This is a genomic window from Leuconostoc sp., assembly GCF_965300815.1.
The window spans coordinates 1-24,811 of record NZ_CBDKZH010000002.1; the positions used below are offsets into that span (position 1 = coordinate 1).

25 protein-coding genes, 1 other RNA gene and 1 pseudogene are annotated in these 24,811 nt (G+C 45.1%); 20 read left to right on the top strand and 7 right to left on the bottom strand.

Features of this window, described 5'->3' with window-relative positions:
- The first annotated feature begins 112 nt into the window (after positions 1 to 112).
- Both proB and ACW12G_RS00225 read left to right on the top strand, forming a co-directional pair.
- Positions 113 to 928: a glutamate 5-kinase gene (proB, locus tag ACW12G_RS00220; protein ID WP_147000768.1), complete on the top strand. Its 816-nt coding sequence runs from the start codon at positions 113 to 115 to the stop codon at positions 926 to 928.
- A gap of 5 nt (positions 929 to 933) precedes the next feature.
- Positions 934 to 2,181, top strand: coding sequence for a glutamate-5-semialdehyde dehydrogenase (locus ACW12G_RS00225; RefSeq protein WP_455647020.1), 1,248 nt, complete (start codon positions 934 to 936; stop codon positions 2,179 to 2,181).
- A gap of 36 nt (positions 2,182 to 2,217) precedes the next feature.
- Here ACW12G_RS00225 and ACW12G_RS00230 read toward each other — a convergent pair whose 3' ends face one another.
- Positions 2,218 to 3,174, bottom strand: a complete 957-nt coding sequence (locus tag ACW12G_RS00230; RefSeq protein ID WP_455647034.1) for a nucleoside hydrolase — start codon at positions 3,172 to 3,174, stop codon at positions 2,218 to 2,220.
- Positions 3,175 to 3,351: 177 nt separating this feature from the next.
- On the opposite strand from ACW12G_RS00230, the pseudogene ACW12G_RS00235 reads away from it, so the two are divergent.
- Positions 3,352 to 4,357 (top strand): annotated as a pseudogene (locus tag ACW12G_RS00235) (NAD(P)/FAD-dependent oxidoreductase).
- 42 nt (positions 4,358 to 4,399) lie between these two features.
- Here the strand turns inward: ACW12G_RS00235 and ACW12G_RS00240 are convergent.
- The 5 genes from ACW12G_RS00240 to ACW12G_RS00260 form a co-directional block, all read right to left on the bottom strand.
- The gene (locus ACW12G_RS00240; protein ID WP_048700560.1) at positions 4,400 to 5,281 is read right to left on the bottom strand and encodes a DNA/RNA non-specific endonuclease; all 882 of its coding nucleotides are present in this window, start codon (positions 5,279 to 5,281) and stop codon (positions 4,400 to 4,402) included.
- Between the two features lie 81 nt (positions 5,282 to 5,362).
- On the bottom strand, positions 5,363 to 6,097 hold the full coding sequence (locus ACW12G_RS00245) for an amino acid ABC transporter ATP-binding protein (protein WP_455647021.1): 735 nt from the start codon (positions 6,095 to 6,097) through the stop codon (positions 5,363 to 5,365).
- A complete protein-coding gene (locus ACW12G_RS00250) occupies positions 6,094 to 6,792 on the bottom strand; it encodes an amino acid ABC transporter permease (RefSeq protein WP_029510441.1) in 699 nt (232 codons plus the stop codon). Before ACW12G_RS00250 ends, ACW12G_RS00245 begins: the two co-directional genes overlap by 4 nt.
- A gap of 62 nt (positions 6,793 to 6,854) precedes the next feature.
- Positions 6,855 to 7,646, bottom strand: coding sequence for a transporter substrate-binding domain-containing protein (locus ACW12G_RS00255; RefSeq protein ID WP_455646284.1), 792 nt, complete (start codon positions 7,644 to 7,646; stop codon positions 6,855 to 6,857).
- A 216-nt stretch (positions 7,647 to 7,862) separates the two neighbouring features.
- Positions 7,863 to 8,519, bottom strand: a complete 657-nt coding sequence (locus ACW12G_RS00260) for an HD domain-containing protein (RefSeq protein ID WP_270746907.1) — start codon at positions 8,517 to 8,519, stop codon at positions 7,863 to 7,865.
- Between the two features lie 211 nt (positions 8,520 to 8,730).
- On the opposite strand from ACW12G_RS00260, the gene metG reads away from it, so the two are divergent.
- From metG to ssrA, 17 genes are all read left to right on the top strand, one after another.
- Positions 8,731 to 10,854 (top strand): methionine--tRNA ligase, encoded by a 2,124-nt coding sequence (gene metG / locus ACW12G_RS00265; protein ID WP_270746908.1) that lies wholly within the window; start codon positions 8,731 to 8,733, stop codon positions 10,852 to 10,854.
- A 279-nt stretch (positions 10,855 to 11,133) separates the two neighbouring features.
- On the top strand, positions 11,134 to 12,153 hold the full coding sequence (gene gap / locus ACW12G_RS00270) for a type I glyceraldehyde-3-phosphate dehydrogenase (protein WP_010003102.1): 1,020 nt from the start codon (positions 11,134 to 11,136) through the stop codon (positions 12,151 to 12,153).
- 108 nt (positions 12,154 to 12,261) lie between these two features.
- Positions 12,262 to 13,071 (top strand): metallophosphoesterase, encoded by an 810-nt coding sequence (locus ACW12G_RS00275; RefSeq protein WP_010001651.1) that lies wholly within the window; start codon positions 12,262 to 12,264, stop codon positions 13,069 to 13,071.
- 185 nt (positions 13,072 to 13,256) lie between these two features.
- Positions 13,257 to 13,703, top strand: a complete 447-nt coding sequence (gene fabZ, locus ACW12G_RS00280) for a 3-hydroxyacyl-ACP dehydratase FabZ (protein ID WP_010001650.1) — start codon at positions 13,257 to 13,259, stop codon at positions 13,701 to 13,703.
- Positions 13,696 to 14,154 carry a MarR family winged helix-turn-helix transcriptional regulator gene (locus tag ACW12G_RS00285; protein WP_455647022.1) on the top strand — a complete coding sequence of 153 codons (459 nt, stop codon included), beginning with the start codon at positions 13,696 to 13,698 and terminating at the stop codon, positions 14,152 to 14,154. The genes fabZ (ACW12G_RS00280) and ACW12G_RS00285 overlap by 8 nt, the downstream gene beginning before the upstream one ends.
- An 11-nt stretch (positions 14,155 to 14,165) precedes the next feature.
- Positions 14,166 to 15,137: a beta-ketoacyl-ACP synthase III gene (locus ACW12G_RS00290; protein WP_455647023.1), complete on the top strand. Its 972-nt coding sequence runs from the start codon at positions 14,166 to 14,168 to the stop codon at positions 15,135 to 15,137.
- Positions 15,138 to 15,209: 72 nt separating this feature from the next.
- Positions 15,210 to 15,449 (top strand): acyl carrier protein, encoded by a 240-nt coding sequence (locus ACW12G_RS00295; RefSeq protein WP_010001645.1) that lies wholly within the window; start codon positions 15,210 to 15,212, stop codon positions 15,447 to 15,449.
- Between the two features lie 62 nt (positions 15,450 to 15,511).
- Positions 15,512 to 16,477, top strand: a complete 966-nt coding sequence (locus ACW12G_RS00300) for a nitronate monooxygenase (RefSeq protein ID WP_455647024.1) — start codon at positions 15,512 to 15,514, stop codon at positions 16,475 to 16,477.
- Between the two features lie 42 nt (positions 16,478 to 16,519).
- Positions 16,520 to 17,464, top strand: coding sequence for an ACP S-malonyltransferase (locus ACW12G_RS00305; protein ID WP_455647025.1), 945 nt, complete (start codon positions 16,520 to 16,522; stop codon positions 17,462 to 17,464).
- A 1-nt stretch (position 17,465) separates the two neighbouring features.
- Entirely contained in the window at positions 17,466 to 18,197 is a 732-nt protein-coding gene (gene fabG, locus ACW12G_RS00310; RefSeq protein ID WP_455646290.1) for a 3-oxoacyl-[acyl-carrier-protein] reductase, read from the top strand.
- Between the two features lie 15 nt (positions 18,198 to 18,212).
- A complete protein-coding gene (fabF, locus tag ACW12G_RS00315) occupies positions 18,213 to 19,475 on the top strand; it encodes a beta-ketoacyl-ACP synthase II (protein ID WP_048700545.1) in 1,263 nt (420 codons plus the stop codon).
- Between the two features lie 3 nt (positions 19,476 to 19,478).
- The gene (locus ACW12G_RS00320) at positions 19,479 to 19,931 is read left to right on the top strand and encodes an acetyl-CoA carboxylase biotin carboxyl carrier protein (protein ID WP_010005671.1); all 453 of its coding nucleotides are present in this window, start codon (positions 19,479 to 19,481) and stop codon (positions 19,929 to 19,931) included.
- A gap of 79 nt (positions 19,932 to 20,010) precedes the next feature.
- Complete coding sequence (gene fabZ, locus ACW12G_RS00325; protein WP_029508991.1) at positions 20,011 to 20,442, top strand: 3-hydroxyacyl-ACP dehydratase FabZ; 432 nt, start codon at positions 20,011 to 20,013, stop codon at positions 20,440 to 20,442.
- A gap of 2 nt (positions 20,443 to 20,444) precedes the next feature.
- Positions 20,445 to 21,821, top strand: a complete 1,377-nt coding sequence (locus ACW12G_RS00330; RefSeq protein WP_048700542.1) for an acetyl-CoA carboxylase biotin carboxylase subunit — start codon at positions 20,445 to 20,447, stop codon at positions 21,819 to 21,821.
- Between the two features lie 136 nt (positions 21,822 to 21,957).
- Entirely contained in the window at positions 21,958 to 22,797 is an 840-nt protein-coding gene (locus ACW12G_RS00335; RefSeq protein ID WP_068850798.1) for an acetyl-CoA carboxylase carboxyltransferase subunit beta, read from the top strand.
- 1 nt (position 22,798) lies between these two features.
- Entirely contained in the window at positions 22,799 to 23,599 is an 801-nt protein-coding gene (accA, locus tag ACW12G_RS00340; RefSeq protein WP_048700538.1) for a carboxyltransferase subunit alpha, read from the top strand.
- A 64-nt stretch (positions 23,600 to 23,663) separates the two neighbouring features.
- Positions 23,664 to 24,022: a transfer-messenger RNA gene (gene ssrA, locus ACW12G_RS00345) on the top strand.
- A 206-nt stretch (positions 24,023 to 24,228) separates the two neighbouring features.
- Here the strand turns inward: ssrA and ACW12G_RS00350 are convergent.
- Positions 24,229 to 24,811 (bottom strand): TVP38/TMEM64 family protein (locus ACW12G_RS00350; RefSeq protein ID WP_455647026.1); only part of this gene is annotated, 583 nt, incomplete at its 5' end.

Consider the following 24,811-nt stretch of genomic DNA (forward strand, 5'->3'; position numbering starts at 1 on the left):
TTATCAAAGAGCTTAATGAACATGATATAATAATGGAGATTAAATGAGGAAATAATGATGATGTGATATCATCATAAAAGCAACAAATAAGTTTACAAAGGATAAAATCAGCATGTCAGAAGTGGTTGATCAAGCGCCAATAGCTAAGCAGTGGCGGCGTGTCGTGGTTAAAGTGGGCACGAGTAGTATTGTCGATGCGGCCGGTGAAATTAAATATCCTGTTATTAACCGGTTAGCTCAGACCTTAACGCAACTGGAACAAACCGGATATGGGGTGATTTTAGTTACGTCTGGTGCCATTGGCGTGGCGCTCAAACAAATGCATCAAACAAAACGCCCAACAGAAATTCCAGCCCAGCAGGCCTTAGCCGCGATTGGCCAAAGTTATTTGATGGCGATTTATAATCAAAGTTTTGCGTTTTATCAGCAACACGTGGGTCAAGTCCTGTTGACTTATGATGTGTTTCATAACAAGCAAATGTTACGCCATACCATCGATGCCATTGCGGCCATGTTGCAGCAGCGTGTGATTCCAATTATTAACGAAAATGATGTGATCGCTGTCGATGAATTGGATCATCAACATTCATTTGGCGATAATGACCGCCTGGCCGCCATGGTAACGCATGAGACGAATGCTGATGCGCTGATTGTCTTAAGTGATATCGATGCGCTGTATACCGCTAATCCGCACGTTGACCCAACAGCACAACCCATTCCGTTGGTAACTGCGGTGACGGATAGTCTACGCGCCGGTGCACGGGGATCGTCAACGCTTGGGACAGGTGGGATGGCTACTAAGTTAGTGGCAGCCGATTACTTGTTGCAACATGGGCGACAAATGGTACTGATTAATGGTGAAAATCCGGCCACAATTTTAGAAGTCTTAGCGGGCGAGCCAGTTGGCACATTGTTTAAGGGAGAGTAAATGACATGGCATTAAGTGTACAAGAAATGGGGCAACGGGCCAAAAAGGCCACAGCACAAGTTGCGGGGTTGTCTTTGGCGACCCGAAACACCTTACTTAAAAATATGGGTGCCGCCTTGTTGATGCGCCAAGACGAAATTATCGCAGCTAACCAACAAGATTTGGTCGCGTATGGGGCGAGTTTGAGTCGGCCAATGCAAAAGCGACTAACACTGGATTCAGATGCCTTAACGGCGATTGCTGAATCGTTGGCTGCTGTCGCGACCTTGCCAGATCCGCTCGCTGGTCCTTATGACACATGGGAAAATCATGCGGGTTTGAAGATTGTGAAAAAAATTGTGCCGCTGGGCGTGGTGGCGATGATTTATGAAGCACGGCCCAATGTCACCGTGGATGCAGCTGCCTTAGCTTTGAAGTCGGGCAATGCCGTCATTTTGCGTGGTGGTAAAGAAGCGATTCACAGTAACACAGTGCTCGCCACGATTTTACGGGATGTGCTGATTGATCAGAACTTAAACCCAGATATTATCCAACTTATCACAGATACGACCCACGAATCAGTTAACACGCTACTACATATGCGTGAGGCCATTGACGTTTTGATTCCACGGGGCTCAGCCGCCTTCATTGATTATGTGGTGGCCAATGCGACCGTCCCTGTGATTGAAACCGGTGCGGGGAACACGCATATTTTTGTGGATGCCTCTGCTGATCAAGCCGCTGCTTTACGGATTATTCATAATGCGAAAACGCAAAAACCAGCCGTTTGTAACGCGGCTGAAAAACTATTAATCCATGAAGCGATTGCTCAAGAATTTTTACCAAAAATTGCGGATGCATTAATTGCCGCACGGGTGGCGTTGCGCGGTGATCAAGCCAGTTTGGGGATTGATGGCCGCCTTACCCCAGCCAGTGACGCTGACTGGGATACGGAATATAATGATTTGGTGATGGGCATTAAGATTGTGCCGGACGTCACGGCGGCGATTGATTGGGTGAACGCGCATACGACGCATCATTCAGAGACCATCATTAGCCAAGACCCTGATAACATTGCGGCGTTTATGAACCAAGTCGATGCGGCAGTGGTTTATCAAAACGCTTCTAGTCGCTTCACTGATGGGTTTGAATTTGGTTTTGGGGCAGAGATTGGGATTTCAACGCAGAAGTTGCATGCGCGGGGACCAATGGGGTTGCCAGCCTTGACGACAATCAAATACGAAGTCTTTGGCGATGGCCAAATTCGGGCATAAAAAAAGTGTTGCAGGATGACTGCAACACTTTTTTGTTTAAGCTAATACCTTGAGCATGAGTTGTTGGAAATCAGTGACAAAACGATCGGTATCCACCAGAATGGCGGCTTTAGTTGTGGTTGGTTCTAAGAGTTTCTCTTTATCACCAATTGTACGACCATAATCACCGCTTTCACGATCATACGTTACGTGCATGGCTAAAGGCATCGTTGTCACATAAGATGGGTCAATCCCAACAGCGACTGCCAATGGGTCGTGTAAGGCGGCGCCTTTCTTGTCGATGTCAAGATTGTAATAGGCATCAATATAGAAATCCATTAAATCAGCATATTTTGTGGCAGCGACCGTGCCCAAAGCGCGCCAAGCGGCTGTTTCTTTTTTGGTGAGTAACGTCCGCAATGTCACATCAAGGCCGACCATCGTCAAATTCTTTTGGTGCGTGAAGGCATAATCAGCGTCTTCTGGGTCTTGATGAATGTTGGCTTCGGTAAATGGTGTCACATTGCCCGGCACGGTCAAGGCACCACCCATTAAGGTCGTGTTGCCAATGAGTTGGGCCACTTCAGGGTCTTTTTTGATAGCTGTGGCTAAGTTGGTCAATGGGCCAGTTGGGATAAAGATCAAGTCATCACCGTATTGGTGTGCTGCTTCAATCAAAAAGTCGACGCCAGATTGATCCTCAACAGCGCGTGGCGCCGTAGCTAAGGCCACTTCACCGACACCATTTTTACCATGAATTAGTTGTGAAATTTCCATGACGTCAAAATGATCAGTCGTTGATGAGTGGCTTTCGCCGAGGAAAACGGGGACATCATCTGCACCGAGGAGATGTAGTAAGTTTAATGAATTTTGGGCGGCTGTTGTCACCAACGTGTTACCGTAACTTGAAATAATACCAATCAAGTCAACGTTAGGATCGCCTACGGCATAAGCGAGTGCTAAAGCATCATCGATACCTGTATCCAAATCGAGGATCATTTTCTTTTGAGCCATAATCGTGTTGTGCGCAGGCAGCTGGTGACCTGTGAGCACATTTCCTCCAATAAAATTGATACCTTTATTATACGCACTCTGAAGAAATTTTGCGTGCCATGACGTATTTTGCGTATAATAAACTTTAAATACATTAGCGTTGAAAGGATGTGCGGGTCAAGCGCACAGTTTAAACAAATGACACAAGAACCATACGATATTGCCATTATTGGCGGTGGCCCAGTGGGCATGTTTGCAGCGTTTTATGCCAGTTTGCGTGATACCAAAGTTGTTTTGATTGAAAGTTTGGCTATGCTAGGCGGTCAGGTTATGTCCTTATATCCTGAAAAACGTATTCTTGATGTGGCGGGCTTTCCAGGTGTGAAAGGGGCAGACTTTATTGCAGCCTTAGACCAGCAGTTAGGCATGTTTCCCGTCGATGTGAAGTTAAATACGACGGTGACCAATGTTGAACAAGCAACCGATTTATTTCATTTGGCGACGAGTCAAGGGGAAACCATTCAAGCAAAAACGGTGATTATCACGACCGGAAAAGGCGCCTTTGAACCACGGAAAATGCAAGTTGATGGCGTGGATGAACTGGTGGGCCAAGGGGTGCATTATTTTGTGACTGATCCACAGATATTTAAGAATCACGACATCGCTATTGCCGGTGGTGGCGACTCAGCGGTTGATATGGCGGTTATGTTAAATGATGTCGCCGCCTCAACGCGTTTGATTCACCGCCGAGAAACTTTTCGTGCGATGGAACAAAGTGTTAACGCGTTGAACGCCTCGGACGTTATCCAAGAAACACCCCAAAAAATCGTGGCGATTGAGAAGTTGGCAAATGGGCAATTACAGTTGACATTAGCGCATGTGAAAGACGACCAAAAACCCCATGTTATCCGGGTTGATGATTTGATGATTAACTATGGGTTTATTTCGGAACGTCAAACAATTGAAAGTTGGACGATACAACCTGATTTAGCTGGGTACGGTTTTGCGGGATCAGGAAATGCGAACCAGGATTCCTGGCGTTTTTGCAATTGGGGATGCCAACCACTATGTCGGGAAAGCCGATTTAATTGCGGTCGGGTTTGGTGAGGCACCAAACGCCGTTAATGCGGCTATTCGTTACTTTGATCCCCATCGCGGTGGCCCCGTACATTCCAGTTCTTTGACATTAAAAACGGATGATTGAGGTCACGCGCCAAAATAAAAAGCAGCCATACTTGGCTGCTTTTTATTTCACATGATTTTGGATCGTGACTTTACCAGTTTGATAATCAATCGTGATCCCAGGCTGGACGTTGAAAATCCAGTAATTTAAGTTTAACGTTTTCCCGTTATCTTGCACAGATTTGGCCATATAATGGACACCACGCGCAATCCGTTCAGTGCCAACATACAAGGGGGTAACTTGTCCACGAATCGTGATGTTGGGGTGTTGATTAATGGCTTGACGGATATCATCTTCCGGTACGAGCTGACCTGGATAAGCATTTTGAACACGTGTACCGGCAATCATGTTTTCCGTCACCATGGTTGGCATCCCAAAAAATTGGTAGCCGACAAGATGAGACTTGTTCCATAACGCTTGTTTGCCTTTGCCAAGTTTGACGTTTGGATTGCTGTGGTACCCACCGACCCATTTCGTGCCATCAAAACGATCGTTGATGAACCAACCAGAGGGCCTGACTTGATAATCAATCGTGTCTGGTCGTGGCGTTACCTTATTAATAGCGTCACGACTGGCCAAAAAGTTGGCTTGTTGGGTCCGACCCAGTGCGTCTAATGGTGATAGACTCAAACCATCCACTGGACGTAGTTTAGAGCCATGTGAGGGAAAGGTTTCCTGCATCTCGGCGGGGGTAAAAGTGGCCTTATTTTGATTCACATGGACAAGGTCACCATCCAGCGTGCCATCCCATTGCAAGTTCAGCAAGGCTTGGTTGTCGGGTGCTGAAACTGTCGCATATTTGGATTGTTGGGTTGTGGGGGCTGGGTGTTGGGTTTGATTATTTTGCCAGAGATAAAAACCAATCAGCAGTAATAAGATGACTGATCCAATCAACTGTTGTTTAGGGGACGGGTTTTGTCGTCGCGTTGTGCGTTTTCTAGCCATGATTATTCTCCATTTTGAAGCTCATAACAGCATATCATTTTTCGACAAAAATGAAAAACAGTGTGGCAAACATCAACTGCACTAAAAAGTCATGGCGTTTAAGAAGCGTTGAATCCGCGGATCTTGTGCTTGGAAAAAACCGGCTGATGGGCCATCATAACCTATTTTACCATCTTCCATGAAAATGATTTTATCGGCAACGGCTTGTGCAAATGCTAAATTATGGGTGACAATCACCATGGATTTCTTTTGATTAGCAAGATCGCGTAAGACACGTAAGACTTGGGCTTCTAACTCAGGGTCCAACGCACTGGTCGGTTCGTCAAGGAGCAGATAATCGGGCTGCATGGCCAAGGCACGGAGAATGGCGACGCGTTGTTGTTGCCCACCAGATAGTTGATACGGATAGCGAGGAGCGAGGTCGGCCATATCAAATTGGGTCAACAGATTGGTGGCTTGCGCAGTCGCTTGATCGGCTGGGATACCCTTGACTTTAATCGGCCCTTGGGTGAGGTTTTTAAGTACCGTTAAGTGAGTAAACAAAGCTTTTTCCTGGAAAACCATGCCAAAATGCTGCCGAACGGCTAATAATTTTGGTGCGGTTAGTGGCTGACTCAAATCAAGCGTCTGTTCGTCAATGGTTAAAGTACCAGACGTTGGTTGCGCTAATAGATTCAAAGTGCGCAGTAACGTTGATTTACCCGAGCCGGATGGGCCAAGAATGACGGTTGTTTGTTCAGCGGTAAAAGTTGTGGATACTTGATCTAAGGCGCGGCGGTCGCCATATTGTTGGACTAAATTTTTGACAGTAATCATTGAGCAAACCTCGAGGTATAGCGTTCTAACTGATGTTGGGCAAGCGATAAAATGGTGGTGAAGACAGCGTAAACAAATGCAGCTAAAATGTACATAGTCAAAATTTGATAATTTTCAGCAGCAATTTGTTGACTGAGGTAAAACATTTCCACAATGGTAATTACGCTGGCGAGTGAGGTATCTTTTAACAAACCAATTAAAGCATTGCTTAACGGCGGGATTGAGATCCGCGCCGCTTGTGGCAAAATGACATCCGCAAAGACTTGCCAGCGATTCATCCCTAATGATTCAGCCGCTTCAATTTGGACGCGCGGGACCGACGAAATTGCGGCACGGACACTTTCCGAAGCATAGGCCCCCGTATTAAGGGAGAAAACGGTAATCGCTGATAGCCAAGCGTTGGCAAAGAGTGTCACATGCGCGCTGGGGAGACCATAAAACACAATAAACAATTGCACAATCATGGGTGTTGATCGAAAAAGCCACACGTAAAAGCCGGCAATGGCTTTAAGTCCTCGCAGTAGCAAGCGCGGAATCGGCGCTGCGGGTAACTTGGCCAAACGAATGAGCGCCGTGATGACGGCAAATACAAGTGCTAAAGCAAATGATATGACGGTCAGTGGTAATGTATAAATTAATGCGGCCCGAAAAAGTTGGGGCAGATATTGGCCGGCGAGGGGGATAAAATCAGACATGGGTAGGATTCCTTTTAGCGACGATTTGGTTCAATTAACGTTTGAGCCGTGAACCAGTTGGTTTATGGCTGGGTGAGATCAGTATTGAAGTATTTGAGTGACAATTTTTTGAGTGTGCCATCAGCTTCTAAGTCTTTTAAGGCGTTATTAATGGCCTTTTGAAGGGCTGTATTTTGTTTGTTAAGCAGTGGTGCGGCTGGGGTTGCGGGACTTTCTTGACTTAAATCAACGGCGGTTGTGGCAGCGTCAGGATTGGCCTTTTTCCATGTGGCATAAGCACCTAAGTCATTGAGCGCACCGTCAGCGCGCTTGGTTGTCACTAAATTCATGGCTTCAGTCATGCCAGGGACAGCAACGATGTCAGCGCCGCTTTTTTTAGCCAGGGCACCAAAGTTCGAAGTGGTTGATTGCGCCATCTTTTTACCTTTAAGATCAGCTAACGTGTTGAGATGGGTTTCATCGGTACGCTTGATGAGGACCGTTTTAGCATATAGATATGGTGTGGCAAATAAGTAAGCTTTTTGGCGTTCTGGTGTGATCCCGACATCGTTGAAAACGACATCGTAACGCTTAGCACCAAGGCCTGCAATGAGCGAATCCCACTTTGTTTGGACGTATTTGGGTTTCAAACCGAGTTTTTTGGCAATGGCAGTTGATAAGTCCACTTCAAAACCGGTCAATTGCCCATTTTGACGGTAAGAAAATGGCGCAAAAGTCCCTTCTAACCCAATAGTTAACGTGCCAGGGGTGATCGTTTGTGAGGCTTCTTTTGGCCGGACTTGGTGTTGGGTAAGGCCGATAGCTAAACCGGCTACAACAACGAGGCTGGCGACGATGATGATGATTTTTTTCATTTTGCTTCTCCTGTGGGCAAATAAAAAGCGCCAACTAGTGAAATACCTAGTTGGCGCTGCGTTAGTCCGTATGATAGTTTGATCAAATGTATGTCAAAATACCGGTGCTAAACAAAGCGCCGGTGTGAGCAATATTCAGTTGCTGCGATTAACTTTAACATAACATCCTCCAAAACAACTTCATTCTAGCGATGATTCAAGCACTTGTCAATGTTTTTACTTCGTCAGTTCCCATTCGGCCTTGAACTGGTCTAAGAAGTCTAACATGAATTGATGCCGGGTTTCGGCTATTTGACGGGCTGTGTCGGTGTTGAGATGCGCTTTAATGTGCAATAGTTTTTCGTAAAAATGATTGATTGTTGTGCCGTCAGTTTGCCGATACTGAGTCTTGTCATGAATCGTACGTGGGGGAATGGCTGGATCGTAGAGCACGCGGTTTTTCACAGCACCATAGGTTATGGTGCGGGCAATCGCAATGGCGCCAATAGCTTCAAGGCGGTCGGCATCTTGAACGATTTGGCCGTTAATGTCTAGTGGGGCGGCTTTCCCATCAAGATGCTTGGACCAAGACATATTGTCAATAATATGAAAAATTTGCGCCTGAGTGTCTGGCGATACGGCAATGGTCGTTAAAAAATCAGCCAAGGCGTTTTTGGCTGCGGCCACCTCGGTGGGTGTATCAAATAATTTATCATCGTAGACATCATGCAATAAAGCAGCGGCTTGGACGATAAACGGGTCTGCAGTGGGTTCCTGAGCTAAAATTGTATTGGCTAAGGCAACCACGCGCTCAATGTGGTCAACACTATGGCCGGATTGATCAGCAGCTAGGGCTTGCTGCATATAATGAGTAATTTGGGTGAGTTGCGACATAAAATAGCCTCCTGTTTAACCGAGCGGTTATCCCTTTACTTTAGCATTTTGGCTAGGATTTGCATAGCTAAACCAACGGTAGCGCCTGTCGGAAAACAACCTTAAAAAACTATGAAATACGGTTAAAATTCGTTATAATTAGCATAGTAGAGACTGCCTCATATGGCGCAAGTCACGTGACAAAACACGCGAATTAGAAAGAGAGACTCATATGTCAGAACCAAATAACGTCTTGTTTAACACAGCTAATCTCACCGATTCAGCTGTCATTTACGACAAGTTTTCCAAAGCGGAACAACAATTTTCCGTGAAGAAAGATCAAACTTTTTATATCACCACGCCGATTTACTACCCATCTGGGAAGTTACAATTAGGTAATACTTATACGACCGTGTTAGCTGATGCCGCCGCACGTTACCACCGTTTGCTTGGTGAAGACGTGTTCTTCTTGACTGGGACTGACGAACATGGTCTTAAGATCCAACAAAAAGCGAAAGCAGCCGGTGTATCCGAAATCGCCTATTTGGATGGTATGGCCGAACAGATTAAAGCACTCTGGGAATTGATGGACATTTCCTATGACGACTTTATTCGGACAACAGAACCACGTCATGAAAAAGCGGTGCAAAAAATCTTTACGACATTGCTTGAAAAGGGTGATATTTACAAAGGTGAGTATGAAGGTTGGTATTCTGTTTCCGACGAAGAATACTTTACTGAATCACAATTAGCAGAAGTTTATCGTGATGAAAATGGTCAGGTAACAGGCGGAAAAGCCCCTTCTGGTCACGAAGTTGAATTAGTCAAGGAAGAAGCGTACTTCTTCAAGATGAGCAAGTATGCAGATTGGTTGCTTGATTATTACAAGACGCACCCAGAATTCATCCAACCAGAAGCACGGATGAATGAAATGATTAACAATTTCATTGCGCCTGGTTTGGAAGACTTGGCGGTGACGCGGACATCATTTGACTGGGGTATTCCTGTACCAGGGGATGAAAAGCACGTCATCTATGTGTGGATTGATGCCTTGTCAAACTATATTACGGCTTTGGGTTACGATACTGACGATACGGCGCTGTTTGATAAGTTCTGGCCAGCCAATGTGCAATTGGTGGGTAAGGAAATTGTTCGCTTCCATACGATTTATTGGCCAATTATGTTACACGCCTTGGGCATTGATTTGCCAAAGACCATTATCGGCCACGGTTGGTTAGTCATGAAAGATGGCAAGATGTCAAAGTCAAAGGGAAATGTCATTTACCCTGAAGTGCTTGAAGAACGTTATGGCTTGGATGCCGTACGTTACTACTTGCTACGCGCGATGCCATTTGGTAATGATGGGGTCTTTACACCAGAAGACTTTGTTGCCCGTGTGAACTTTGACTTGGCCAATGATTTGGGGAACTTGCTCAATCGCACAGTGGCCATGATTAATAAGTATGAAAACGGGATTGTGCCAGAATTGCATACTGGTAAGACCGACTTCGACGAAGGTTTGGTTCAAACAATTGAAGCAGCGATTGTTGATTACAACAAGCATTTCCAAGCCATGCGAACAGCTGATGCCTTAGAAAGTGTTTGGACAATTATTCGCCGTGCTAATAAGTACATCGATGAAACACAACCATGGGTTTTGGCAAAGGATGAGACACAAAAGGCTGTGTTATCAAATGTGATGGCGCATTTGGCTGGGGCCTTACGTGTGGCAGCTGTCTTGTTGCAACCGGTTTTGACGCAAGCGCCAAAGAAAATCTATGAACAGTTAGGCTTTGACTACCCTGAAAACGGTGTGAAAATTGCTGGCTTGACTTTTGGTAAGTTACCAACGGGTGGCCCAGTGGTGAAGAAGGGTGAGCCAATTTTCCCACGTCAAGATGTTGACGCTGAAGTAGCCTTTATTTCAGGCCTGGTGTCAAAAGACACCAAGGGTAAGGGCCGTGCTGCCAAGGAAGCAGCTAAGAAGGCAGCTGCTGAAGCCGAAGCAGCCGCAGAACCAGCCCGTGAATTGATTACTTATGATGATTTTGCGAAAGTCGAAATTTTGGCAGCTAAAATTACGGCTGGTGAAATCGTTGAAAAATCTGACAAATTGTTGAAGTTCACGCTCGATGATGGCTCAGGTAAGCCACGTCAAATTTTGTCAGGTATCCGCAAGTGGTATGCTGATCCAGCTGTATTGGTTGGGAAAACAGTTGCGATTGTGGCGAACATGAAACCACGTAAGATGGCAGGTGAAGTTTCTGAAGGCATGATTTTGTCAGCGGAGAAAAACGACATTGTCACGGTAACAATCTTGCCAGACACAATTGAACCTGGTTCAGGGATCGAATAATTGGTCTGCACAGTCGCTGACCGTGCGCAATTTTGTTTTGTGGCGGCCATTTTTCAGTGAAGCGCTCACATTAATGTACATTTATTCACAACCACTCACGCGATTAGCAGGTGAGTGGTTGTTTTTTGATAAAGGATGTTAGCTATCGGTAACCGGATTTTATACATAAAATTTGTGATTTTATGAGCGAATACAAGTGCTTCTATTCGCTCATAAACCAACTTTGTGCTATAATATTGGTGTTGACATAAGTCAAAAATTTTTGGAGGATCTAAACACATGACTGTTAAGATTGGTATTAACGGATTTGGACGTATTGGCCGTTTGGCTTTCCGTCGTATTCTTGAGTTGTCAGACACAGCTTCAGACATCGAAGTTGTTGCGATTAACGATTTGACTTCACCAGAAATGTTGGCATACTTGTTGAAGTATGACTCAATTCACGGTGTATTGAAGGCTGATGTTTCATCTGATGAAACTGGTATTATCGTTAACGGTAAGCACTACACAGTTTACGCAGAACGCAACGCAGCTGACTTGAAGTGGGTTGAAAACGATGGCGTTGAATATGTATTGGAAGCTACTGGTTTCTATACTTCAGCCGAAAAGTCACAAGCTCACTTGGATGCCGGTGCCAAGAAGGTTTTGATTTCAGCACCAGCTGGTAAGATTCCTACAGTTGTTTACGGTGTTAACCAAGACATCTTGAAGCCAGAAGACACAATCGTTTCTGCTGGTTCATGCACAACGCAATCATTGGCACCTATGGCAAATGCTTTGTCAAAGGAATTCGGTGTTAAGACTGGTTTGATGTTGACAGTCCACGCTTACACAGCTTCACAAAGCTTGCAAGATGGTCCTAAGACTTCAAACTTCGCAAAGCGTCAAGCTAACCGCGATGCTGCATCAAACTCATTGCCACACTCATCAGGTGCTGCCAAGGCTATCGGTCTTGTTGTGCCTGAATTGGATGGTAAGTTGACTGGGTCAGCTATCCGTGTCCCAGTACCTGCTGGTTCAATTACTGAATTGTCAGTAATCTTGGACAAGGAAGTAACTGTTGACGAAGTGAACGCAGCAATGAAGAAGTACGAATCAGACTCATTTGGTTATAATGGTGATGGTTTGGTTTCAACTGATATCATTGGTGACACACACGGTACAGTCTTTGATCCAACACAAACTGAAATCGTTTCAGGTGACGGTGCACAACTTGTTAAGGTTGCTGCATGGTACGATAACGAATACGGTTTCACTTCAAACATGATCCGTACATTGTTGTACTTCGCAACTTTGTAAGATAAATCGCAATTTTCAAACCTGCTTCGGCAGGTTTTTTGCGTTCTAACAGCCTTTTCAACGGATTTATGCTATACTTTATTCAGTAATTTGAAAGAGGATTCGCGTGTGAAGGTTGCATTTTCATCTGACAATCATTTTGATTTGAATAAAATAGATGTTCAACGGGCCATGCATGTGCAGGCACTTTATTTATTGAACCAAAATGTCACATTGTATGTGATTGCCGGAGACTTGTTTAATGATTTTGAACAATCATTAGCTTTTGCACGAGACATGCAGGCCGCTTTGGCTGATAAAATCCAGATTCGATTTTTAGCGGGTAACCATGACATGGGGCGCGGGGTCACTTATGACGAATTGGAAAGTGATTTAGATCCGCTATATTTCCATAATAAATTTATTGATTTAACACCGGATGTGCGCTTAATTGGTAATAATGGTTGGTATAATTACGATTTTGTGGGTCAAGATTATACAACAGAGCAGATTTTACAGTTTAAAAATAATTTCTGGTTCGACCGTCGGATCCAACAACCAGTCTCGGATCAGGAACGTTTTGACCGTAATATGGCGCAATTGCAAGCACAGTTTGATGCCGCAGATCGGAAGCAAACCGTAGTGGTGTCACACTTTGTACCACGAACGGATTATATTAAACGCTTTCCATATGGCAATACACGGTTAGATATGGCCAATGCGTTATTAGGGAGCCAAGCGCTCGGAGATAAACTGGATCAATCGTATACGATTAATACGATTACTGGGCATCTTCATGTGCATCCAGCACCGTTGAAGGTTGGCAATAATACGTATTATAATGCCGCCGTTGGTTACAACACGGCACGTGTTCATGAGTGGGCAAGTGATGATTTCATCACAGAGTGGCAAAACCGCTTGGTTATCCTTGAATTTTAAGGCACGCAGTGGCGTGTCTTTTTTTATTTTCAAGAATTAGTTTGACTATCGAAATAAATCGTGCGATAATTTCAATATTAGATATTTCGATAGTCGAAGTATTAGACGAAAGGAAAAGCGCTCAAGTGAGGCCGTTATTGCAATCAAGCGATACGGGCAACTGACTGAAAGCGCACTGAAGACTTATGCCAGTTCTCACAACAACCGAAATTATGGCACTGATTCCGAATCGTTATCCAATCTTGTATATGGATTACGTTGAAGAAATGGTGCCAGATGAATCGATTGTCGCTGTTAAAAATGTGACAATTAATGAACAGTTTTTCCAAGGACATTTCCCTGGTAATCCAGTGATGCCAGGTGTCTTGATTATTGAATCACTCGCCCAAGCGGCCTCAATCTTAATTTTGTCATCCCCACAATTTAAGGGGAAGACAGCCTACATGACGGGTATCGATGATGCCAAGTTTAAAAAGATGGTTGTGCCAGGTGATGTGTTGAAGTTACATGTGACATTTGGTAAGTTACGCGCCAACATGGGTAGCGTATTGGTTGAAGCTAAAGTTGATGGGAAGACAGCAACCTCTGCCGAATTGATGTTTGTTGTTTCGCCAGATGAAAAAGATGAATGAAGCCGTTACATTAGAATTTGAAGAATTAAATAGTGAACTCGTCGATGTGTTTAATAATGTGATGTGGATTGAAGAAGCCGCGTTAAAGCAAAGTGATTTTTCAGATATTACGTTAAAAGATATGCATACAATCGATGCCATATCGATGTATTCTGAAAAAAGTGCCTCACAAGTCGCGAAGATGATCCACTTAACACCGAGCGCGATGACAACTGCCATTGATAAGCTCGTTGAAAATGGATATGTCGAGCGTCGTCGTTCTAATAAGGATCGACGGGTGGTTCGCCTTGGGCTGACCCATAAAGGGCGGGTGGTGTATCGTGCCCACCAAGGGTTCCATCGTGATTTGGCACACAATTTGCTAAAAGATATGCAACCCAGTGAGATGGATACGGTAAAGCGTGCCATTCATAATTTGGTGAGCTATCTTGCAAACGTTATTAAGCAGTAAGAAGGGGAGCTATGGAACACCTAAAAATCGTGGCCTCGGCACGTCAAGTGCCTAGCCGCCAAGTGACGAATGCTGAACTAAGCACTATGATGGATACGAACGATGATTGGATTTTTAGTCGTACTGGGATTCATCAACGCCAAGTGGTGACCACGGAAAACACGAGCGATTTAGCCATTCAAGTGGCTGAGCAGTTACTGGCAAAGGCCCAAGTATCAGCTGAAAGTTTGGACTTTATTATTGTCAGTACGATGTCACCAGATAGTCTGTCACCAAGTACTGCTGCCATTGTACAAGGCGCGATTGGGGCCAATCAGGCCTTTGCGTTTGACTTAAGTGCCGCTTGTTCTGGACTGGTTTATGGTATGAGTGTGGCTTCAAGTTTATTGTCAACCCGATATCGTCGCGGTTTGGTGATTGGTGCCGAAGTCTTATCAAAACTCGTAGATTGGCAAGACCGCACGACGGCTGTATTGTTTGGCGATGGTGCCGCTGGCGTACTCGTTGAAACAACGGCTGAAGCGATTGGATTACTGAGTGAAGAGTTGCGGACATTTGGTGATAAGGGCGATAACTTAGTTGCTGGCCGCTTTGGTAATGCCAACCCGTTTTCAGGTGACATTACACCAGCTGATCCTTACTTCCACCAAAACGGCCGTGAGGTGTACAACTTTGCGACGCGTGAGGTGCCGGATGCGTTAGCAGCGGCGTTGGCCAAAGCGCAACTCTCAGCAGATGATGTGGACTATTATTTGTTACATCAAGCTAATGCGCGCATTGTGTCAACAATTGCTAAACGTTTTGGTCAACCAGAAACCAAGTTTCCAACCAATATGGCCAGCAACGGTAACACGAGTGCGGCTAGCATTGGGATTCTCTTGGATGAATTGGTTGAATCTGGTCAAGTGCATGCCGGTCAAACCATTGCCTTAGTAGGTTTTGGTGGTGGCTTGACGGTTGGCGCGCAAATTTGGAAAATTTAAACAACATCGGTGTAGTCGGCTGCACCGCAAAAATCTAACGAAAATACTGAAAAATACTAGGAGACGAACACTATGACAGATGCAGAAATTTTTGACAAGGTTAAGGAAATTTTGGTTGACCAATTTGATTTGGAAGAAGACGAAGTGTCATTAACAACTGACTTGACAAATGACATCGATGCCGATTCTTTGGACTTGTTTGAAGTTTTGAACCGTGTCGAAGACGACTTTGACATCAAGTTGGCCGTTGCTGAAGACATCAAGACAACCCAAGACTTGGTTGACAAGGTTAAAGAACAATTGGCAGCTTAATGTGACAGGTGATCATGCTTGAATGGTCACGTACATAGTATAAGAGTTAAAAGGAAAATAAAATGGTAGTAAACGTAGAGAACCCGCTTTTTAAAAAACTTGGCATGAAGTATCCCATCGTTGAAGGTGGGATGACTTGGGCTGGAACCGGTGCATTGGCTGCAGCAATTTCTGAAGCGGGTGGTTTAGGCTTTATCGGTACAGGTTACTGGCACGGTGAAGATGTCCGCAAAGAAATCAAACGCGTCAAGGCATTAACGGACAAGCCATTTGGTGTCAACGTGATGCTTTTGAGTCGCCATATTCGGGAAGTCTTTGACGTGATCATTGAAGAAGGCGTGAAAGTGGTTGCCACAGGAGCGGGTGATCCGTCACCATTCTTAGATGAATTACATGCGGCTGGTATTATTGTGATGCCGGTTGTGCCTTCTGTGTCATTAGATAAGATGATGGAAAAGAAGGGTGTTGATGCGGTAATTGCTGAAGGAATGGAATCTGGTGGGCATATCGGCATGTTGACAACGATGACGTTAGTACCACAAGTAGTCGACGCTGTTGATATTCCAGTCATTGCTGCTGGTGGTATTGGCGATGGTCGTGGTGTTGCCGCCGCCTTCATGTTGGGGGCTGCTGGGGCTCAAATGGGGACGCGTTTCTTGACGGCAACAGAATCTGAAATTCACCCCAACTTTAAAGAAAAAATCATTAAAGCCAAGGACATTGACACGATTGTTACTGGCCAACTGATGGGAAACCGCGCACGTGTTTTGAAGAACAAGATGGCTAAGAACTTTGTTAAAAACGAAGTTTTTGAAATCCAAAAAGAAAAGCCAGATGCTGCCGCAATTGAAAAGTTGGAATCTGGTACTTTGCGTCGGGCTGTTCAAGAAGGTGACAAAGAAGGTGGCGCTTTCATGGCTGGTCAAATCTCTGGTTTGATCAAAGATGAAAAGCCAGCCGCACAAATTTTGTCTGATATTTGGGCAGAAGCAACTGACTTGATGGGTATTGAAAATACAACATTGTAACCACAGCGCTGACACGTCAGCAAATTTTACATGGGGACTAATATGAAATTAGGTATCTTATTTAGCGGTCAAGGGGCGCAAAAAGCTGGCATGGGTGCCGACTTATACGCGGCATTACCCGCTTACCGTGACACAATTGACCAAGCGTCAGCCATCTTAGGCTATGATTTACAAGCCGTGGCCAATGACGAAACAAAAATCACGCAAACAGCTTACGCACAACCTGCTATTTTGGCGATGAGCAATGCCATTATTAACGCGTTGGGTGAGGCTTTGCCAACCCCAGTAGCAGGTCTGGGCTTGAGTTTGGGTGAATACTCAGCGTTGGCTGCCAGTGGCGCTATGGGATTTGACCAAGCCGTGGCGATTATCAAAGACCGTGGTATCTACATGCAGACAGTCGGTGAGGCCAATCCAGGTAAGATGGTTGCCGTGATGGGTGATAATCAAGCGTTGGTAGAAGACGTGTTAACATCACTACAGGCAGCTGGCAAGCAAGTTTACCCAGCCAACTATAATACATTTGCGCAACTGGTCATTGGTGGTGTGGCTGAAGATGTTGATGAGGCCATGGCAGCCTTAACTGAAGCAGGGATTCAACGCCTCGTTGAATTACCCGTGTCAGGAGCCTTCCATACGCCATTGTTAAAAGATGCGGCTGTGCAGTTGACAACACGTCTGGCTGGCGAAACTTTCAGCGAGACCCAATATCCGGTTTATTCAAATACAACGGGAGCATTATTTACGGCTGACACGTTATTTGAAACATTGACAAAACAAATTATTTCACCCACTTACTTTGCGCAAGCGATGGAAAAAATGTTGGCTGATGGTGTCGATACATTTATTGAAGTTGGCCCATCAGATACGTTAATTAAATTCGCCAAGAAAATTGCACCAAAGGACGTCAAGCGTTATGCGATTACCGATATTGACAGTTTCAATGCGGTGCGTGATTTATTAGTTGCAGCAGGAAAGGAAGCCTAGTATGATGGATTTCACAGATCAAACAGTGCTCGTTACTGGCTCATCGCGCGGTATTGGTTTGGCAATTGCCAAAGCCTTTGATGCTGCGGGCGCTCACGTGATTTTACATGCGCGTTCAGCTATCGCGCCAGAAATTTTGGCTGAATTCAAGCAAACACCGCAAACTTTGCAATTTGATATTGCGGATGCTGAAGCAGCTGAGGCTACTATCAAGGCCTTATACAAGCAAGCAGATTTCCCTGGTATTGATGTTTTGATTAACAATGCGGGTATTACCAAAGACCAATTGGCCATGGCGATGACGCCAGCTGATTTTGCTCAGGTCATTAATGTGAACTTGAATGGGACATTTAATGTGACGCAACCAATCTTTAAGAAGATGATTCGTCAAAGACATGGGGCAATTGTGAATATGAGTTCCGTTATTGGCTTAATGGGTAACATGGGACAAACGAATTATGCCGCTTCAAAAGCTGGTATCATTGGTTTCACCAAGTCACTTGCCAAAGAAGGTGCCCGTCGTGGGATTCGTGTGAATGCGATTGCGCCAGGCATGATTATGTCTGATATGACGGCGGTTTTGCCAGCAGAAACGCAAACGGAAATTTTGAAAAATATTCCCTTATCACGGTTTGGTGAAGCCAGTGAAGTCGCTGAAGCAGCGCTTTTCTTAGCACATAGTTCCTACATTACAGGGCAAACATTGACTGTTGATGGCGGATTGTATATTTAATTAAAGGAGAACAACATGACACGAGTAGTCATTACTGGTCTTGGTGCCGTAACCCCACTTGGAAATGATACAGAAACATTTTTGAATGGTATCTTCAACGAAGAAATCGGGATTAAGCCAATTACAAAGTTCGATGCCACAGAAACAGGGATTACGGTCGCTGGACAAGTTGATGGATTTGACCCAGCAAAACGTGTAGGCAAGCGTGACGCACGTAAGTTGGATTTGTTCTCACAATACGCCATCGATGCGGCTGATCAAGCATTGGAAAATGCTGGTTTGAAAGCACCGGAAGGCTCAGAAAACCCAACGACTGTCCAAGACCCAACGCGTTTTGGCGTTATTCTGGGTAATGGTATCGGTGGTTTGACCACTATTCAGGAACAAGTGATCAAAATGCATGACAAGGGACCACAACGTGTAAGCCCATTGTTCGTGCCTGAATCAATTCCAAACATGGTATCGGGTAACGTGTCATTGCGTTTTGGTGCCAAAGGGGTAAACTATACGGTTGTGACTGCTTGTGCCTCTGCAACCAATGCCATTGGTGAAGCTTTCTGGCGTATCCAATCCGGTAAGGCAGATGTGATGTTGACGGGTGGTTCAGAAGCCACAGTTAACGAAATTGGGATTGCTGGTTTCGCGGCTTTGACAGCGTTGTCAACGGAAACAGATCCGATGGAAGCGTCAAAGCCATTTGACAAGAACCGTCATGGTTTTGTCCTTGGTGAAGGTTCAGGTATCTTGGTCATTGAAAGTCTTGAACATGCCCAAGCACGTGGGGCCAACATTTTGGCTGAACTTGTGGGTTATGGTGCATCATCTGATGCATACCACATGACATCACCATCACCTGATGGTGAAGGTGCAGCGCGTGCCATGCGTGATGCCCTTCGCGATGCCGATTTGCAACCTGAAAAGATTTCATATATCAATGCGCACGGAACAGCAACTGGTGCCAATGATTCTGGTGAAGCACATGCGATTGCCACTGTCTTTGGGGCTAATAATGTCCCTGTCTCATCAACTAAGGGGATGACAGGTCATTTGCTTGGTGCGGCTGGTGCGATTGAAGCCTTGGTTTCAGTTGGCGCACTTGTCCGCGGCGAAATGCCAGTTAACGTTGGTGTGGACGAACAAGATGATGACACGAAGTTGGTGAACTTGGTGTCTACTGCGACAAAGCATACCGCACCTGAATATGTACTAAGTGCAAATTATGGTTTTGGTGGCCACAACGCTGCAGTCATTTTCAAAAACTGGCACGAAGAGGCTTAATTCATGAGTTTAAATATCGATGAAATCCGCAGCTTGATGGCGGATCTAGAAAATAGTTCATTACGCGAATTTCAAATTATCGACGGTGATTTTAGTTTGCATTTGTCAAAAAATGACAACGCGGCGATTGTCGCACCAGCACTCACTGCCGCCGCTGAACCAGTGGTGGCTAACGATGCACCTAACGAACATCCATTGGCAAAACCAGTGACAGCGGGTGTCGAGATCGTTGCGCCAATGGTTGGCACAGTGTATTTGCAACCAAAACCAGAAGCGCCAATGTTTAAACAAGTTGGTGACAAGGTAGCGGTTGGTGAAACAGTAGCTGTGATTGAAGCGATGAAACTGATGACCGAAATTCACAGTGAAGTTGCTGGCACAATTGCCGAAGTTTTGGTTGAAAACGAAGAAGTGGTGGACTATAACAAGCCACTTTATATCGTGACACCAGCATAATTTAAGCGGAGTTTTCCGCGTACATACCTGAATAGGAGGAAAGGCATACAGTAATTGGTGCTGTATGTTTAATAGACACATGAGCGTACTAAATACCCAACAAATTATGGACATCATCCCACATCGTTATCCGATGTTGATGTTGGATACGGTTGAAGAATTGGTGCCAGGTGAACGGGCCGTGGCTTACAAGAATATTTCAATCAATGAAGAAATTTTCCAAGGCCATTTCCCAGGAAACCCAACCTTTCCAGGTGCGTTAACCGTTGAAGCTTTGGCCCAAACGGGTGCCGTTGCGCTTTTGTCAATGCCAGAATATAAAGGAAAGACTGCTTACTTTGGTGGTATCAAGAAGGCGCGTTACCGTCAAATGGTACGCCCTGGTGACCGCTTGCGTTTGGAAGTGACAATCGATCGTTTGCGTGGGCCAATTGGAACGGGTAAAGGGATTGTGTGGATTGGTGACAAGAAGGCAACAACTGCTGAATTGACATTCATCATTGGAGATTAATTGTGTTTAAAAAAGTATTGGTTGCCAACCGTGGTGAAATTGCGGTTCGTATTATCCGAACGTTAAAAGAAATGGGCATTGGGTCAGTGGCGATTTATTCGACCGCTGATAAGGATAGCCTGCATGTTCAAATCGCTGATGAAGCCATCGCTGTCGGTGGGCCAAAGCCAAAAGACTCTTATTTGAACATGAAAAACATTTTGAGCGCCGCCTTACTATCTGGGGCAGAAGCCATCCACCCAGGTTACGGTTTCTTAGCTGAAAATGCGTTGTTTGCCGAAATGGTCGGTGAGGTCGGAATTCAATGGATCGGGCCACGGCCAGAAACCATCGAATTAATGGGTAACAAAGCGAACGCCCGTGAAGAAATGCGCCGCGCTGGTGTGCCTGTCATTCCAGGATCTGAAGGGTTTATTCGAGATTTTGACGAAGCCAAGGCTGTGGCCGATCGCATTGGCTATCCTTTGTTGCTCAAGGCTGCTGCTGGTGGTGGTGGCAAAGGGATGCGCTTTGTATACGGCGAAGATGAGCTCTCAGATAAATTTGATGATGCGCAAAACGAAGCCCGTGCTGCTTTTGGCGATGACCATATGTATATCGAAAAGGTCATGGAACGCGTGCGGCATATTGAAATGCAATTGTTGCGCGATGAAAATGGCCATGTGATTTATTTGCCTGAACGTAATTGTTCTTTGCAACGTAATAACCAAAAAGTGTTAGAAGAATCGCCAGCAACTGGTGTGACGCCAGCAATGCGTGCTGAATTGGGTGAAATTGTGACCCGCGCAGCCCAAGCCTTGGGTTATGTGAACACTGGGACGATTGAATTTTTGCAAGATCATGAAGGCGCCTTTTATTTCATGGAAATGAACACGCGGATTCAAGTAGAACATCCCGTTTCAGAAATGGTCACCGGTTTAGATTTGATTCGATTGCAGATTGCCGTGGCCGCTGGTGAAGATTTGCCAGTGACGCAAGCTGATGTGCAAGTGCAGGGGCATGCAATTGAAGTGCGTTTGACGGCTGAACAGCCAGAAAAGCATTTTGCCCCTAGTGCCGGGACAGTTGATTTCGTCTTTCTCCCAACTGGTGGGCCTGGTATTCGTATTGATTCGGCATTGTTTAATGGCGATAAAATCCAACCATTCTATGATTCAATGATTGGGAAGCTCATTGTGCATGGTGCAGACCGCACGCAAGCGATGGCCAAAATGCGCCGGATTGTGGATGAAACGGTGGTCCGTGGTGTCGCCACGAGCCGCGCCTTCCAACAGGCATTGTTAGCTGATCCCCAAGTACAACGTGGGGAATTTGATACACGTTACCTAGAAAGTGACTTTTTACCACGCTGGCTTGATAGTTTGCCAGCGACTGAATAAACAATAATACCGCGTATGGCCGACATATGCGGTATTATCATATTAGTGCCATATGCAGTTCTGGACTGCTAAGTAAAGTGATTAGGAGGCATGTGTCCCAACTGGTGAGTTTGCGGTGTTGGGATACGGGATAAAGATGGATTTATACGATAATCAAAAATCAACCGCTAAAATTAAGCGGGATGCATCGGTCAATGAACGCATCCCAGACGGGCTTTTCTTAGCTTGTCCTTATTGCGGTGTTCAAATGTACAATAAGCAATTGGGACCGTTTCGTGTATGCGCGCACTGTGGCTATGGCTTCCGTTTGCAAGCGCAAGAACGCGTCGATTTGCTCACGCAATCATTTGAAGAAATGGATGCTGACATTGAAATGACAACACCAGAATTTCCTGGTTATGCGGATAAGCTCGCGCGGGCGAAATCACAAACAGGTTTAGGCGAATCCGTATTGACCGGTGTGGCCACGATTGAAGATGAAAAAGTGGCGCTAGGCGTCATGGATTCTTATTTCATGATGGGGTCATTGGGATCCATGACTGGTGAAAAAATCACCCGCTTGTTTGAATATGCGACGGATAAAAAATTACCGGTAGTATTGTTCACGGCTTCTGGTGGGGCACGGATGCAAGAAGGTATTAATTCCTTGATGCAAATGGCCAAAGTGTCAGCGGCAGTGGCGGCGCATCAAGAAGCTGGCCTCCTTTATTTGGTCGTACTGACAGATCCAACAACTGGTGGGGTGACGGCCAGTTTCGCCATGCAAGGCGATATTACGTTAGCTGAACCGCATGCTTTGGTTGGCTTTGCTGGTGCACGTGTGATTGAATCAACGATTCATGAGAAGCTACCAAAGGACTTTCAGCGTGTCGAAACGTTACTAGAAAATGGCTTTGTTGATCAAATTGTGCCCCGTCCTGAACTGAGCGCCATTATTGCTAAACTGGTGAGGTTGCATCGGGTGTCGGAGGTATAACATGGCAGTCAATATTGGATTAAAATTATTTAAGCATGAATTAACGCCAGCTGAAGTGGTGAAAAAGTCACGTGAAGACCGCTTTTTGGCGCGTGAAATTATTGATGGTATTTTTACGGACTTTGTTGAATTGCATGGCGATCGTTTGAGTGGGGATGACATGTCGGTGATTGGCGGCATTGCTGCTTTAAATGGCAAGCCGGTGACTGTCATTGCCATTGATAAGGGTGTTGATATTCAAGATAAGCTGAGCAAACGCAATGGGTCGCCTGAACCTTGGGGTTATCGCAAAGCACAACGTTTGATGCAACAAGCTAACAAATTTCATCGCCCAATTGTGACGTTTATTAACACGCCAGGGGCATTTCCAGGTAAAACGGCGGAAGCGCAAGGCCAAGGCGAAGCGATTGCCAAGTCTATTTTAGAATCTATGAAGTTGACGGTACCAATGATTGCCATTATTTATGGAGAAGGTGGTTCTGGTGGCGCTTTGGCGTTGGCCACGAGTGATCAAGTCTGGATGTTCCAAAATGCGACTTATTCCATTTTGTCACCGGAAGGTTTTGCATCTATTTTATGGAAAGATAGTAAGCGTGCTGATGAGGCCGCCGCTGTCATGGGTATCACGGCTAAGGATCTTTTGGAAAAGGGTGTGATTGAATATATTATTCCCGAATCACGGAATCATCCGCGTGTCTTTAATTTGATTCGCCAGCGGTTAGACGATGAATTTGTGCGACTAAATGCGTTAACGCCAGAAGAATTACTTAAGCAACGACGTGCACGGTTTAGAGCGTTTTAATATGGTATAATAAAAATACTGACGGCTGTCAGTATTTTTATTTTTTGCGTGAGCAGCTTAAATTGGGGTCGTTTTTGGAATTCGACAGGCTGTTTAGGGCATGGACTGCGTTTCGCCATCCGGGCGTTAAAACGGGCAGAAATTTTAACTGCAAAAAACGAAAACTCTTTCGCAATCGCTGCCTAAAAAACAGTGATGCGTCACTTAATCTTGGTAGCTGGCGTCTAAGGTTAGGTCATAAAAAGTCAGATCGCGTCGTTGCTTAGATTCGGAACAGCGGCGTTAAATGAATCGAGTTAGTGATTGATGTTAGCCTCGTGTTGTGGCGGAATCAATCATGAAACTTAAATGACAACACTATAAGCGTAGAGGTTCATGTACCGGGCAGTTTGGACAGGGGTTCGACTCCCCTCGGCTCCATATTAGCGGTGATACTAGGCATGCTAGTGTCATCGCTTTTTATATGCAAAAAGTTGGTGGCAGTGTTTTCAGTGTGCTAAAAAGGATATGTGAGAATAAAACATCAGCACCATTTCCTACAAATTTGCGCCATAGACACAAAAACGCACCAGCTGAAACTGGTGCGTTTTTTATCGTATTAATTCGTGAAAAAATTTTAGATTTGACGGTTATGATTGTGTTTGCTGCTGATGCTTCTTGAGACGTAAAAGTATAACGGCAACAATGCCGACAGCGAGCACAGCTAAGACGACTTTTAGTTCTGGTGTACTGTGACCACGGAAGATGGCATCGCCACCAACACTAAGCAGTACTGCAGATGGAATGCTGCCGATAAACATTGACAAATAGGTTACTTTATCAGGCAATTTAAGTTTATTGGCGGTGTAATTCACGATAAACATCGGGATAATGGGAATCATATATGAAATCGTTAAAATGATTGCGGGATGTTTAGCGGAAGAGATAAATCGCACCCATCGGTTTTTCGTGTGTGGCTTAGATAGGATCTTGAAATGGCTGATGAGAATAAAAGATAAACTATTACCAGTAAAGGTACCGATGATATTTAATAAAATACCAATAGCGGGACCAAAATAGACACCGATTAAAACACCGACCATTGATGTTGGCACACCAGGAATCAGACAGAAAAGTGCCAAGGTAGCAGTTAATAGAAAGGCCGTGGTAATACCATGTGAACGAATTTGCGCACGAATGTCTGCCGCAGGCGTATGGGGGTTAATTAATGAG